A 14,533-nucleotide genomic window follows, 5' to 3' on the forward strand; every position below is an offset into this window, starting at 1 on the left:
TACGGTGGTGTGGGAGGTCGAAACGGGAACTAATCCCGTTTCTCCTACCCGATTGTTAAGTTGCTGTCTGTTTATAATTTAAACAAGGCTTCAAAGAATCCCATATTTTCCCCTTTTTGCTTAAATATAAGCATAGGAAGGACATTGTTTTCTGCAATGAGTTTTTCGGCGGTACTTCCAAGCAGCATGGCAGCTGATTTAGTTCGACCTCGGGATCCCATGATAAACATATCAACATCTAATTTGTGGGCTTCTTTGAGGAGGAGTTCGCCAATGTCCTCTCCATCATTGAGAATAAAATCACAGGATAGCTCCGAGAGGTTGTGCTTGGCTACGAATTTTTTGAAGTCCTTTTTTGCATGCTCCTTCATGATTTCTGCAAACTCTTCAAAGGATTTTCCGGTTTTGGAATAGCCATGAGGAACTTCGAAAAAGTGAACAGGAATCAGTTCGGCATTTAATTCATCGGCTACCCGCTCACCAAATGAGTAAATAAGATGGTTATGGTCCGAGAAGTCGGTCGGGATCATGATTTTTTTCGGTAATCCTTCAGGTCGTTTTTCTTGAAGGAGTAAAACCGAACAAGGAGCTTTTTTAGCAACGCCATTGGCGAGTGCACCACTTCCCTTTAAGGTCTCTTTTCTCCCCATAATGACCAAGTCCACATCTTTAATTTTGGCCCAGCGCAGGAAGGTGTCTAGCGGGTGATCTCCTTCTTCAGCAATCACTTCAGTGGTGATTGATTTGGGAAAATTATGTTCTTCCAGCTTTTGCTGAATCATGGCTTCGATGGTTTCATCCCCAGAAGCAACTAAGTTGGGATACTTTTGGATGATTTCATCCGGCAAAGCCAAATCTTTGGAGACATGTAGAAAGTAGCAAGTTTCTACACCCAAAAATTCCAAAAACACGATGGTTTTCTTAATTAGGATATCGTCCATTTCGGTCAGATCCATTCCGACCATTACTTTAGAAAAAAACTTCATAGCGATTGTTTTTTGATAGGCTTAATTTAAGGGATAGATTGAGTTTATTAAACAGTTTTTTTGTTTTTGGTACGGGAAGTTTTTCCAGGGTAGATTTATGCGATGAAATTATTACAATTAAAATCACCATTAAACGCAGGGAATAATAATCATTTTAATCCCCAAGGTTCCATGGAGTTTTCAAAATTTACGTATAGCCACCTGAAATCGAGCATGGCTAAAGAGACACACAGAGGGATGATCAAAATAAATGCGAAGATTCCATATGACCGCTAAAAAACAAATTATATACAGATGAAATCGAGCATGACGTACTCGTCACACACCGGGATGATTAGAATTGCGAGATTCCTTATGACCGCTAAAAAACCAATTATAAACAGATGAAAGATTTGCGTAAATATTTTTTGGCAATAATTCCAAATTCTTCTTTTTTCGATCAAGTCGAAGGTCTAAAAGAATCGATCAAGCAGGATTTTGGAAGTAAGTATGCGTTGAAGTCTCCAGCTCATGTGACGGTCAAGATGCCCTTTTCCTATTCTGAGAAAAATGAAGGAAAGCTCAAAGGTCTTCTTGGGAATTTTATAGAAAAGCATCAACAGTTTACCCTAAGAATTCACGGTGTGGACTGTTTTGGAAAGCGGGTAATTTTTCTAAAAGTGGATGCACCAACTACGCTCTTTGAGTTGCAGGCTGGATTAAAGATTTTTTGTCAACGGGAACTGCATTTGATGCCAGAGCTCAGTGATCGAAATTATCATCCGCACATGACAGTTGCTTTTAAAGATTTAAAACCCTCAAGTTTTGAAGGGATTTACAGGAAGGTAAAAGAGGAAAAATTGGACTTTTATTCAAATGTTCTAGAAATCTGGCTTTTGAAAAAGGAGGAAGGGTGCTGGGTCAAAAATCACAGTTTTTTGCTTTTAAAGTAAGATTTTTGTGATTTAGAGCTCAATCCAAAGAATTTTTATTCCATTTAAGTAAAATTTTAAAGTAAAGTCATATTTGGATTTTTTGAATTTTGATTCTATAAAATTTTCCGAACACTTTTCTGAAACCGTACAATAGTCAAACATTATCCTGAAATATATTGATAAAGTAAATAAAAACAGAATAAAATACCGCAAAAATACCTGTTTGCAAGAGGATATAAATATATAAACTTTCTAACAATGCATAGCTTCAGTAAGTTTTAGCATTTTTTTAGAAATTAAATTTTGTTAAAATGAAAATGAAAGAATTTGTTGATGTCGGACACTGTCCGAAGAGATGATTTATATGTAATATTTTGATTATTTAGTTTTTTCAAAATAATGTATGGAATATCTTGGCTCTATCTTTAATTCCCAAATTTGTTTCATGCCCTATTTCATTCGCATCTTGCATATTGAAAATTTAAATCATCTAAAATTTTAACCTATGAAGAAAGTTTTACTAGGTTTTGCACTTACCCTTCTGACCGTTGTGTCAGTATGGGCGCAAAACAGAACGATCACTGGTAGGATAGTGTCCGATGATCAACCGGAAGGTTTGATCGGGGTCAATGTCCTTGTGAAAGGGACGACGATCGGGGTAGTGACCGACCTTGACGGTAACTATTCGATCAGTGTTCCTGAAAGCGCTACCACGCTTGTATTTAGCTATATTGGCTATAGAAGTGTGGAGGAGCAGATCGGTAACAGATCTGTCATCGACGTGACCATGACGGAAGATTCCCAGAATCTGGACGAAGTAATCATTACTGCTTATGGAGGTACGGCCGATAAAGGAAACTTTACTGGATCGGCAGTTTCCCTTAAAGGAGATCAAATTGCCAATCGTCCGATCAATAACGTGGTAAATGCGATTGAAGGTCAGTCTCCGGGTGTCATCACGACTTCTGCCTCAGGACAGCCCGGTTCTACGCCGGCCGTTCGGATCCGAGGGGTAGGTTCGGTAAACTCCTCCTCCGCGCCACTTTATGTGGTGGATGGGGTTCCTTTTGATGGGGATCTTTCCAACTTGAACCCAGAAGATATCGCTGACATGACGATCATGAAGGATGCATCGTCAACTTCGCTTTACGGTTCAAGAGCGGCAAATGGTGTGATCATGATTACCACTAAGACAGGTAAGAAAGATAGACCAACTGTCAACTTCAGAGTACAGCAGGGTGTATCAGGAAGAGCCCTTCCAGAATACAGCCGTGTAAATGCTGGTCAGTACTATCCTTTGGTATGGGAATCGTTAAGAAACAATCAATTGGGATTGGGAGATTCTCCAGCTGAGGCGGCAACTTTCGCTTCTGAGGAGTTGATCAATGTATTGGGATATAACATTTACAATGTACCAAACAATCAAATTGTCGGTACCGATGGAACCTTAAATCCAAACGCGGTAAACAATTTCCAAGGCCTTAACTGGTTTGACGAATTGCAGCGTACTGGTGATCGTAAGGAATATAATTTAACTTATTCCGGAGCTACTGGTAAGACAGATTACTATACCTCATTTAACTATTTAAATGAGAAAGGCTTTGTGATTAAGTCTGACATCGAACGATTTACCGGGCGATTAAATGTCAATACGCAGGCGACTGATTGGTTGAAGACCGGAATTAACCTTTCTGCAACCTTAGCTGAAGGTAACAATGCTCGTTCAGGTGGGTCTAGTAGCTTTGTGAACCCATTCTTTACTGCAAGATCTATTGGTCCAATCTATCCTGTTTTTGCTCAGAATATGCAGACAGGTGGATTTGTATTGGATAATCAGGGAAATAAAATCTACGATACCGGAGATTTAGAGCAGTTTGGACTTCCTAGAAGAGGGCCGGGTTCTTTCCCAGGTCGTCATGTTGTTCAAGAAACACTTTTGAATGAAGATCTTTTCGACAGAGACGCGATTTCTTCTAGAGCGTATATGGAAGTGAAATTCCTCAAAGACTTTACTTTCCGTACGAATATCGCTACCGACATTACTTCCTTGCTTGAAATTGGTTATGACAACACCATTGTAGGGGATGGCGCTCCTGCTGGACGTACCAGCCGATCCAATGTTAGAACCAATTCCTTGACCTTTAACCAATTGTTGACCTACAGCAAGACGCTAAACGAAAAACATTTTGTGGATGCTTTGGTAGGTCATGAAAATTACGATTTGAAAATTAACCGTCAGTTTATTTCTAAGCAAGATCAGATTTTGGCTGGAAATATCGAGCCGGACAACTTTGTGACCATCAACTCTGCCTCTGGTCGAGTGGATAGAGAGACAATTGAGTCTTATTTCTCTAGAATCAACTACGTGTATGATGATAAGTATTCCTTCTCTGCCTCTTTGAGATCTGACGGATCATCTCGTTTTGCTAAAGACGTGAGATGGGGAACATTTTACTCCGTAGGTGCTTCCTGGGCTATTGACCAAGAAGACTTCTTCAACTTTGACAACATTCAGCTATTGAAGTTGAGAGCTTCCTATGGTGAAGTGGGTAATAATAGTGTCGGAGGATATTATCCGTGGCAAGCCTTGTATGATCTAGGTTTCAATAATGCTTCTGAGCCTGGTATCCTTCAAGCGTCACTTTCTGCCTTGGATTTGCAGTGGGAATCTAATAATACCTTTGATATCGGATTGGACTTTGCTTTTGGCAATCGATTCTCCGGTACCTTGGAATACTTTAACAGAGAATCTCAAAACCTATTATTTGAAGTTCCACTTTCCTTGACAACTGGATTGACCAGCAGGTTCCAAAATATCGGAACGATGGCAAACAGAGGTATTGAATTCAATATCGCTGGGGATATCCTAAGAGGAAACGATTTCAAATGGACTGCCAACTTGAACGTTTCTACGTTTGAGAACGAGTTTAAAGAGCTACCATTCGATGAGCAAATTGTAGGTACCAAAAAGTATGTCGTTGGAAACGGAATTTATGACTTCTGGTTGAGAGACTGGTATGGGGTGGATCCACAAACGGGTGAAGGCCTTTACCGAGTAGATGAGTATGATGCGAGTGATGAGAATCAGCAAATCATCGGTCAGGATACGGTAACTACCCGATTCCAGGATGCTCGTTTCCATTTTGCGGGCGATGCTATTCCAGACTTCTTTGGTGGATTGACGAATACCTTTACCTACAAAGGATTCTCGTTGAATGTACTCCTTAGCTTTGCAATCGGTGGAGACATCTACGACGGAATTTATGCAGGTTTGATGTCAGCTGATCCTGATGGAGGAGCACTTCATGAAGATATTCTAAACAGATGGCAAGAGCCTGGAGACATTACTGATGTTCCTAAAATGGATGTAACTGGTGCAGCTCAGACCAATGTTCAATCTGATCGATGGTTAACGGATGCTTCCTATCTCAATTTGCGTTCGGTAAACCTTTCGTATACCATTCCAAGAGCTACGTTGGAACGATGGAAAATGAGAGGGGCTACCGTGTATTTGGCGGGTGAAAACCTAGGCTGGTTGTCCGGAAGAAGCGGGATGTATGTTTCCGGTTCTTTCAATGGAACTACTGCTAATACTTTCACACCAGCGCGTACTTTCACGTTGGGTATTAATGTGAACCTGTAATCTACCAAGACAATGAAGAAATTATTAAGTAAAATATTCCTACTCGGAGCAATCCTTAGTTTTGGATGTTCTGAGGATTATTTGGAAACCATCCCTACGGATGCGGTTTCTGAGACAGCAGTCTTTACGACTACTCAAAATGCCATGACGGCTTTGAATGGTATTCACCGATCGATGTTTATCCGCTATGACTCTCAAGGTCAGCCGGGTGAAGGCGGGGTGATGATTATGCGAGATGTATTAGGGGATGATTTGGTCATGACCACAACTGGAAACGGTTGGTTTGTGTCTATTTCAAGATGGCAAAATCACACCGTAGAAACATCTGGTGATGTACGTTTTGTATGGAGATTCTACTACAAGATCATCGGTAATGCCAACATGATCATCGCTAATATCGATAATGCAGAAGGTCCTCAAGAGGAAAAAGACGAAATCAAAGGTCAAGCTTTGGCTTACAGAGCTTGGGCACATTTCAACTTGGTTCAGCTTTTTGCAGAGCGCTATACTCCGGGTGGAGGAAATGGACAATTGGGTGTACCTATCGTATTGGAGCCGATCACCGAAGGGGGGCCTCGAAACACGGTAGAGGAAGTGTACACTCAAGTCAATGCTGATTTGGACGAGGCGATTGCGCTATTGGATGAAAGCAGAAATGCCAAGTCTCACATCAATGTGAACGTGGCTAGAGGAATCAAAGCACGAGTGGCTTTGACCCAAGGAAACTACAGTACTGCAGCTCAGTTTGCCGCTCAGGCTCGCGAAGGATATGACTTAATGTCTCCTGAGCAGCTTTACGATGGATTCAACAATGTGGACAATCCAGAGTGGATCTGGGGAAGCCGTCAGATTGATGATCAGCAGACTTTCTTTGCCTCTTTCTTTGCTTATTTGTCTGTAAACTTTAGCTCGACTAACATTCGAAGTAATCCGAAAGCGATTAGCTCTAAATTGTATGACATGATTCCTGAGACTGATTATAGAAAAGGTCTTTGGGATCCTAATGCATCTGATCCTGAGTTAAGAGATCCGTTTATCGACGAGGTGACCTTGTCCTCTTTTGCTAAGATTGATTACATGAACCGGAAGTTTGTTGCTCAGGCTAATGCTTCTTCTGTAGGAGATGTTCCTTACATGAGAGCTGCTGAGATGTATTTGATCGAAGCTGAGGCTTTGGCAAGAGGCGGAAATGACAGTCAAGCTGCACAGGTGTTGTTTGACTTTGCTTCGCAAAGAGATCCTGAATATACCCTATCCACCAATACTGGTGATGCTTTGGTCGAAGAGATTATGGTTCAGCGCCGTATTGAGCTTTGGGGTGAAGGATTCAGATTCTACGATTTGAAGCGTTTGAACTTGCCTTTGGACAGAACAGGAGCGAATCACGTTTCGACTGTTATCAATGGTAAATTCGAAGAGCCAGCAGGATCAAATGACTGGTTGTGGAGAATTCCAATCTCTGAATTGAATGCTAACGAGAATATGGTTCAAAATCCACAATAAGTGGAGCAATTAACCTAATTTTGAAAAGTCCGGCTTTTAGTCGGACTTTTCTTTTTTAGCCGATTTAGGAACTCTCTGCCCATTTTCTATATTAGCTTCTTAATTAATCTTTCGATATGACCATTCAGCAACTGGAATATTTGATCGCTGTCGATAAACATCGCCATTTTGGACAGGCTGCAGAATCCTGTTTTGTGACCCAACCCACGCTAAGTGCGCAGTTAAGCAAGCTTGAGCGAGAATTGGGGGTGATACTTTTTGACCGAAGCAAAATGCCGGTAATTCCCACTGAAATTGGCGTGCAGATCATTTCCCAAGCCAAGCGGGTGGTATCTGAGAGTAAAGGCGTGATGGAATTGGTCGCTCAGCTCAAAGGGGATATTTCAGGAGTTATTAAATTGGCGATTATTCCTACTTTGGCTCCTTATCTTCTTCATTTGTTTATCCGGAGATTTTTAGAAAAATACCCCAATGTTAAGTTGGAAGTTCAGGAGATGATCACCGAAGAAATTGTCAAAAAGCTGAAAAATGATGAATTGGATTTGGGAATCGTGGTGACTCCCCTCGGGGAAAATGGTATCGAGGAAAAACCAATGTTTTATGAGCAATTTTACGCTTATCTTTCCAAAGACCATCCCTTGCTTTCACAAAAAGAGATCAGAGCCGATCAGGTTAAATCCGAAGAGCTTTGGATTTTGCAACAAGGGCATTGTTTCCGGGATCAGGTGATTAACTTTTGTGATCAAACCAGTAGTGGGCATGCCAATTTTCATTACGAAAGTGGATCGCTGGAAGGGCTGAGAAATATGGTTAATCGTTACAAAGGGATGACCATGTTGCCTGAATTGGCTACGCATGAACTTTCCGAGGAAGAAAAAACCAGGCTGCGGCCCTTTGCAGGAGAGCCTCCGATCCGAGAGGTGAGTATTATTTTAAACCGGAGTTTTTTAAAGCAAAAATTGGTGGAGTTGCTTTATACTGAAATCACGGCAAGTATTCCTGAGGCGATGACTTCCAAGGCCCATGGGAAAATTGTGAGGTTTAAATAATTACTGCTTTTTAAGGATATAATTTTCAGCTAAATCCCCGCTGATCCGATTGCCATCCTGATCCAGATGCCAGAGTTGGTTTTCCCCGACCTGATACTTTCCCGGGGCACCTTTTAAACCTTCCAATTGAATGGTACGACCCTGTTCATCCCAGGTGAATTTCCCGGTGTATTCCTCTTCCAGTGCATCGTTTTTGCCTAGATAGTTGGTCTTATAAGAATAGGTACCGTCTTGGTTCAAGGCAAGTTCGGTTTCGATCCCCTCACAATCTGCACAAGGTAGGGTGCCTTTGTAGATTCCTGCCCAATCGAGCGCACTCATGGAATTATCCTCAGGAGTGACGGGGATTTCCATCGTTTCGGGGAAATCGTCCATCCTTACGGTGGACTCATCTTCATTCTGCTCATTTTCTGTAGAAGAAGAGCAGCCAAATTGGAGGAAGGATAACAGGATTAGGGACAAAAATACTTTTTTCATGGACAAAGAGTTTGAAGGATTGGTAAGAAGTTTATTCGCTTGCACGCGATAGTTTTTTGTGGCTTGTTTGATAGCCAACCACGACAATATCCGTCATTTCCGTTTCTTTAAGTTTTTGATAAAAAGCACGGTCTAATTCGGCTAAAGTGGTTTTTTCCAGTTCCTCGTAGAATCTTGCTCTTTCCAGATAATGAGCGGGGAAATAGGGGTTTTGAGAAATTTTCTGGTTAAGATCTTTCCAAATTTTCTCTTCGGAAATGGGAAGTTTGATTTGTTGCGAATTTCCTGAAGTAATTTTAAAATTTACATTCAAGATCAATTCCTGACCAAAATAATCTTCGGCTACCAATTCGGTTTTATTTTCGGATTCAAGTTGATGGAGTACACGGATGATTTCTTCAGCCAAGTTTTCGTTTCCCGCCAAGACTTCGGGGGCGGAATTGATTTTACCTTCTTGATCAAACTCAATGAGCATGGATACAGGCCCCTTGATTTCGTTGGTTCTGAGTTCACTAGGGTACTTCAGGTTTTTTCTTAAAAACGAATTAAAATTTTCAGTAGCTTTTGTCCCTTGAGCCCAAGAAGTACTGATGAGGATAGAAAAAGAAAGTAGGGATAGAAGATAATTTTTCATCGATAAGTAAATTAGTGAAGATAAAATTTAGTGAAAGAATTTTAAAAATCCATCGCCTTTTTGAAATTTAATATTTCAAGTCATTGATAAATAGAGGATTGGATCTTCTATTGGATGGGATTATGCTTGTTTTGCTCACTTAATTTGAAAAAGATCCGGTTACCTCTCGTCTGGTGATGATACTGAAAGTCCTGTTTTGGATTACCGCAAGGGTCTTATCTTTCAATTCCTGGGAGTTGAGCAAGTCTTTCGTCGCTTCCTCTTCCATTCCCAATTGTCTGTGAATTTGAGATCGAATTTCTAAAGTTTGGTAGTCAAAGGGCTTTTTTTCTAAAATTCGATTTACAATTTTCAATGCCTTTTCTGGCTTTCCCTTATAGAGCTGTCGAGTAATAGCCTCTGTGGCAGCGTTTGGATTTTGAGGATCTATGGATTCAAAGCTAAACACGATTTGATAGGTTTTACCCGGTTTCCGCTCTGCCAGCATTTCTGGATTCCAACTAGGTATGGCTTTTTCCATGGCAGAAAGAGCCGATTGCTCCATGTCCTTGGAACTTGATTCTTTGATGTTTGCTCCCTTGATCATTCCTTCGCTGTCAAAATCCAGTTCCATAATGACATATCCTTCTTTATTGGACCGTAAGGCAGAAGTGGGATATTTTGCTTGGGTGGCAAGAAATTGTTCCCATGCAGCAAATGATTTTTGCACATTTAATTTTTCTGTTTCTTGGCCAAATCCTACCCCAATGATCAAAAATGAAACGAATAGAATCGTAATGTTTTTCATCGCTATTAAAATTTTAATCAATTATTCAAACCCCAAACTGCGTCAGGTGATGGTCCAAGTGCTTGTAAAAAAGGTTGTTCCATTCGTTTGCAGTCATTGGACCGAAGGATAAGGATTCTTTTCCCTCAAAATGGTCTCTTCCCAGATTCAGTGTATGTTCAAGATATTTAATTAATCGGGATTTTTCTTCCTCAAAATTTTTCCGCTCTTTGATTAAAAAAGCGGGAGCAGTTCGGAGGTTCTTTTTATACGGCACTTCATTGACGACCCCTTTTTTGACAAATGTTTTGAGTAAAAGCCGCATCAAAGGATTGGGTTTTGGATGCTTGTTGGTGAAGGCCATTTCGTAAGCTACCGAGCAATGGGCCAACATCTGGTCTACAGTCATTTTTCCCCAGAGGGCCGGGCTCTCGGGTTTGAGCTGATGGATACGCTCGATGAGCTCTTGTGTGACTTTGGGGTCGAAGATATCTTTCATTGCTGGATTGGATTTACCTGAACGAAGTTAAGAGATAATTGGAGAGCGCATAAAAAAATTTAAATAAAGTAGTTTATAAAATAAACCTATTTATATTTGTCTCAAACTTAATTTAATCTCATGATGGAAAAACAATTTAACGGGTCGCAATCCTTGGCATTGATCACGGAGATGATTCAACGGGCCAAAAAAGAAGCTGCAGGAGACGGTAGTTTTCAATTATTGCTTTGGGGATGGGTGATTTCCCTATGTAATTTTGCACATTATTTCTTGACCAAATCCGGTTTTGAGATGCCTTTTGTAGTCTGGTTGGCTGTGATTCCTGCTACGATTTGGAGCTTTGTCCATGAATGGAGAGTTCGAAGAGTAGCCCGAGTAAAAACGCATCTGAATGATTTTTTGGCGCAACTTTGGTTAGCAGTTTTTGTATCCATGATTATTACGCTTTCGTTTATGAACGTATTGGATTTCCACCATAATCCCGTCATACTGGGTTTGGCTGGGGTAGGTGTTTTTAGTACCGGAGCGATGATTAGGGAAAATTCGGTCAAAATTGGAGGAGTGGTTTTATTTTTTGGTTCCATAACTTGCTTCTTACTGCCGGTCAATGAACAGTATTTAGCGGCGGGTATTGCCATGATTTTAGGATATCTTATTCCTGGATATTTGTTAAAAAGTAAATTCAAAAAAAGTGTTTAAACCCTTAGATCCTCTTCTTCATTCTCAGTTACGCTTGGCTGTGATGTCACTTCTGATTGGGTTGGAGGAGGCAGATTTTACCTTTCTTAAAGAAAAGACAGCTTCTACTGCAGGCAATCTTAGTGTACAATTGGACAAACTCGAAAAGGCTGGATACATCAGTATCCAAAAGTCCTTTCGAGACAAGCGTCCTCTAACCACCTGCAAAATCACGAGGAAGGGCATTTCGGCTTTTGAGGCTTATGTGGAAAATTTGAAAAAATACATTGAGTAAAAAACGCATTATTCTGGTTAACCTTAAATTAAAGAAAATGAAACGTAGACAACTAAAAATCGCATTGCTGGCCTTTTGGTTAGTTGGTACCCCGGGGATCTTATTCGCCCAAGTGAATTATGAGCTCAACCCTGAAGTACAGCGAAAGATGAGTTCCTTGGTATTTTTGGAAGGGAAATGGAGGGGATCGGGCTGGATGATTGGTGAAGATCGGACTCGATTGAGCTTTGAACAGGAGGAACTAGTAACGATGAAATTGAATGGGACGATTCTAGAAATTGAGGGGGTCGGAAAAGCCAATGGGAAAACTGTTCACCATGCGCTCGCGATCGTCCAACCCAAGTCTGAGGAAGGGGGATTTGATTTCACCTCTTTTTTGCAAAGTGGACTGAAGGGAACCTATCCTGCCCGATGGGAAGAAGGGAAATTTGTTTGGCAACCTACCGAACAAGTGCGCTATATCATTCAGCTCAATGAAAAGGGTCAATGGTTTGAAATCGGGGAATACCATACAGGAGATAAATGGATTCAATTTTTTGAAATGACCCTAGATAAGCTGTAGGAAAAGTAGGTTTTTTTTGCTTTGAGAATCGTTGCTGGTTCATCGATTTTCAGTTCGCGTAGTTTTCTTTTCTTAAAAAATATCCTTTACCTTCAGCCTTACCTGATATTGAAGCGTCTGGCCATTTGGTAAATTTTAAGAGAAATGCAAAATTTCGCTCTTTTCCTTCTTTTGATCAATTCAAACCTTCATTCGCCTGTGGATCCTATACTTTTCTTAAAAAACTGGTCAGACCCGATGGCTTTCGTATTTTTGCCCAGGATTTAACCTATTGATATGACCTTATTCCAATCCATCATTATAGCCATCATTGAAGGGCTTACTGAGTTTTTGCCGATTTCATCAACTGGTCACATGATTTTAGCCTCCGCTGCGATGGGCATTCACGAGGATGAATTTGTGAAGACTTTTGAGGTTTTTATCCAATTGGGGGCGATTTTGGCGATCGCATTCATGTATATCAAGCGGTTTTTTCGAGGGCTCAAGATTTATTACAAATTGCTTGCAGCATTTATCCCCACGGCTGTTGTTGGCCTCTTGGCTTATGAAATCATCAAAGGATACCTCTTTAATCCAATCGTAGTATCTATTTCCCTGATTGTAGGTGGAATCATTTTGATTTTGATCGATAAAAGAGTAGTCAATCAGGAAACGACGGTAGCTGAAGTGGAAGATATTACCTACAAGCAGGCATTTTTTATCGGCTTATTCCAATGTCTTTCTATGGTGCCAGGGACCTCCCGGGCTGCAGCGACAATCATCGGAGGGGTTTTTAATGGATTAAATAAAAAGCAAGCTACCGAGTTTTCCTTCCTTTTAGCCGTGCCCACGATGATGGCTGCAGGAGGCTATGATTTGCTCAAATCTGATTTGGCATTTACCCAAGCCCAAATCATGATGTTGTTTATTGGTTCGGGGATTGCTTTTGTGACAGCTTGGATCGCCGTGAAGTTTTTTCTTCACTATGTTTCCAATCATGGATTTACCGCTTTTGGATGGTATCGGATCGCCTTGGGAATTCTCTTTTTGATTTTTATGTGGGGGAATGACTTGGGCTAATTGAAAAATTGATTTAAAAAAATCTCATAGTTTATTAAATGTAATTTACCTACTATCTGTACTAGTGTAAAATTGGTTTTACACTAGGGAAAAGTTATTCCTCTTGTCTGAGCAAAAGTGTCTGGGATCAAGCTCGATTTTCAGCCCTTCTTAGTAGATGAAATCAAGCATGGCGTACCCGTCACACAGCGGGATGATTAGAATTGCAAGATTCCATATGACCTCTGAAAGGCAAATTATAAACAGATGAAATCGAGCATGACTAAAGGGACACACAGAGGGATGTTTATAATCAATGCGAAGATTCCATATGGCCTCTGAGAAACAAATTATATACAGATGAAATCGAGCACGACGTACCCATCACACACCGGGTTGATTAGAATAGCGAGATTCCATATGGCCTCTGAGAAACAAATTATATACAGATGAAATAGGTTAGAGTAATCGATTCCTAGGCATTTTGGGTGCTTGGGGCACCGGTAAGACTACGCTTCTTCCGCATGTAAAATAGGATCTACCCATAGACGGCAGTGCTTTGTAGGTGAGTTAGGATAATTTTTCTTTTACGAAGAATCAACTCTTGGATTTTGCCGAGGAGTTTTATCCAGGGGAGAGAAGACCTTACTTCTGGATGAAATTCATTGATTCAATTCGAAAAGGGAAATTCATTTCCGGTTTTTTCCTTGGCTGAGAGGATTGAAAATTAGGTGGGAATTTCAGAGCAGATTTTGGAAACAATGGCTCCGATTCCAGTTTTGCTGAATTATCTGAAATTTGAAAGCTACCCATACCACAAAGAGAACCGAGAAAGCTAAGTTGAAAAATTAAAAAGAACAGTCCAGTTGACCCTGGAGTTGGATATCCATGCCGTCGAGCATTTGGATTTTGAAACGGTCTTTAAATTAAAAAAGCGCACACCCAATTAATCAGCACTTCTGTTCCTTTCACTCCGAATGGTTCTGAACTGAGTCGAAAATCCGGGATTTCACGGCCTGGGCATTTGCGTTCGCCGGAGCTGTTTATTCGGACAAGAATTATTTAAGGGCTTTACAAACCCAAACAAGGAATCGGAGCATTGACCAAGCCGGATAAAATTTAGTGTGCCAATACTAATTTACTTTATGCCCTAGGGAAAGATCAAACCAATCCCGGTACCGTCCGGGAGACTTTTTTGCAATCAACTGCGAAGCGCCGATGCAGTTTATCTCGCAAACTGTGGAGCCTTTTTGGTTGGGAATACTGTCTTTGAATTCGGCCGAAAAAATAAATCCACGACTCAGCTCAACGACCTACCCCATTCATATTTGGTCAAAGATGATATCGAAATCCGGATAGGGAATACCATACCACTATGGCTATTTGGCTTTATATATTGAAAAAACCCTCCCCAAATTCTCTGGGAAGGGTTTGTTTCGGTGTGCCCAGCATGGGCGATAGCTATAGGGTGCAAGTCCCGAACACGCCT

Annotated in this window: 13 protein-coding genes; 8 read left to right on the forward strand and 5 right to left on the reverse strand. The window is 40.9% G+C overall.

What is annotated here, in order from left to right; translation table 11 throughout:
- Positions 1–71: 71 nt before the first annotated feature.
- Positions 72–986 carry a universal stress protein gene (locus Q0L00_RS19050; protein WP_297338487.1) on the reverse strand — a complete coding sequence of 305 codons (915 nt, stop codon included), beginning with the start codon at positions 984–986 and terminating at the stop codon, positions 72–74.
- 383 nt (positions 987–1,369) lie between these two features.
- Between Q0L00_RS19050 and Q0L00_RS19055 the strand changes: the two genes are divergently transcribed.
- The 4 genes from Q0L00_RS19055 (at position 1,370) to Q0L00_RS19070 (ending at position 8,095) form a co-directional block, all read left to right on the forward strand.
- Positions 1,370–1,918, forward strand: a complete 549-nt coding sequence (locus Q0L00_RS19055) for a 2'-5' RNA ligase family protein (protein WP_297338488.1) — start codon at positions 1,370–1,372, stop codon at positions 1,916–1,918.
- A gap of 487 nt (positions 1,919–2,405) precedes the next feature.
- Positions 2,406–5,543, forward strand: a complete 3,138-nt coding sequence (locus tag Q0L00_RS19060) for a TonB-dependent receptor (protein WP_297338489.1) — start codon at positions 2,406–2,408, stop codon at positions 5,541–5,543.
- Between the two features lie 12 nt (positions 5,544–5,555).
- Complete coding sequence (locus Q0L00_RS19065; RefSeq protein WP_297338490.1) at positions 5,556–7,046, forward strand: RagB/SusD family nutrient uptake outer membrane protein; 1,491 nt, start codon at positions 5,556–5,558, stop codon at positions 7,044–7,046.
- A 116-nt stretch (positions 7,047–7,162) separates the two neighbouring features.
- The gene (locus Q0L00_RS19070) at positions 7,163–8,095 is read left to right on the forward strand and encodes a hydrogen peroxide-inducible genes activator (RefSeq protein WP_297338491.1); all 933 of its coding nucleotides are present in this window, start codon (positions 7,163–7,165) and stop codon (positions 8,093–8,095) included.
- Here Q0L00_RS19070 and Q0L00_RS19075 read toward each other — a convergent pair whose 3' ends face one another.
- The 4 genes from Q0L00_RS19075 to Q0L00_RS19090 all read right to left on the reverse strand — a co-directional run bounded on the left by Q0L00_RS19075 (position 8,096) and on the right by Q0L00_RS19090 (position 10,471).
- Positions 8,096–8,572 carry a copper resistance protein NlpE gene (locus Q0L00_RS19075; protein ID WP_297338492.1) on the reverse strand — a complete coding sequence of 159 codons (477 nt, stop codon included), beginning with the start codon at positions 8,570–8,572 and terminating at the stop codon, positions 8,096–8,098.
- A 31-nt stretch (positions 8,573–8,603) separates the two neighbouring features.
- Positions 8,604–9,206, reverse strand: coding sequence for a hypothetical protein (locus Q0L00_RS19080; RefSeq protein WP_297338493.1), 603 nt, complete (start codon positions 9,204–9,206; stop codon positions 8,604–8,606).
- Positions 9,207–9,345: 139 nt separating this feature from the next.
- Positions 9,346–9,993, reverse strand: coding sequence for a TonB family protein (locus tag Q0L00_RS19085; RefSeq protein ID WP_297338494.1), 648 nt, complete (start codon positions 9,991–9,993; stop codon positions 9,346–9,348).
- A 25-nt stretch (positions 9,994–10,018) separates the two neighbouring features.
- Positions 10,019–10,471: a hypothetical protein gene (locus tag Q0L00_RS19090; protein WP_297338495.1), complete on the reverse strand. Its 453-nt coding sequence runs from the start codon at positions 10,469–10,471 to the stop codon at positions 10,019–10,021.
- 120 nt (positions 10,472–10,591) lie between these two features.
- Here Q0L00_RS19090 and Q0L00_RS19095 point away from each other — a divergent pair, with 120 nt between their 5' ends.
- The 4 genes from Q0L00_RS19095 (at position 10,592) to Q0L00_RS19110 (ending at position 13,065) form a co-directional block, all read left to right on the forward strand.
- Entirely contained in the window at positions 10,592–11,170 is a 579-nt protein-coding gene (locus tag Q0L00_RS19095; RefSeq protein ID WP_297338496.1) for a hypothetical protein, read from the forward strand.
- Positions 11,163–11,444, forward strand: a complete 282-nt coding sequence (locus Q0L00_RS19100; RefSeq protein ID WP_297338497.1) for a transcriptional regulator — start codon at positions 11,163–11,165, stop codon at positions 11,442–11,444. The genes Q0L00_RS19095 and Q0L00_RS19100 overlap by 8 nt, the downstream gene beginning before the upstream one ends.
- A 37-nt stretch (positions 11,445–11,481) precedes the next feature.
- Positions 11,482–12,006, forward strand: coding sequence for a hypothetical protein (locus tag Q0L00_RS19105; RefSeq protein WP_297338498.1), 525 nt, complete (start codon positions 11,482–11,484; stop codon positions 12,004–12,006).
- Between the two features lie 276 nt (positions 12,007–12,282).
- A complete protein-coding gene (locus tag Q0L00_RS19110) occupies positions 12,283–13,065 on the forward strand; it encodes an undecaprenyl-diphosphate phosphatase (protein ID WP_297338499.1) in 783 nt (260 codons plus the stop codon).
- Positions 13,066–14,533: the final 1,468 nt, after the last annotated feature.

The sequence above is a fragment of the Algoriphagus sp. genome (assembly GCF_024305035.1).
Taxonomy (GTDB): domain Bacteria; phylum Bacteroidota; class Bacteroidia; order Cytophagales; family Cyclobacteriaceae; genus Algoriphagus.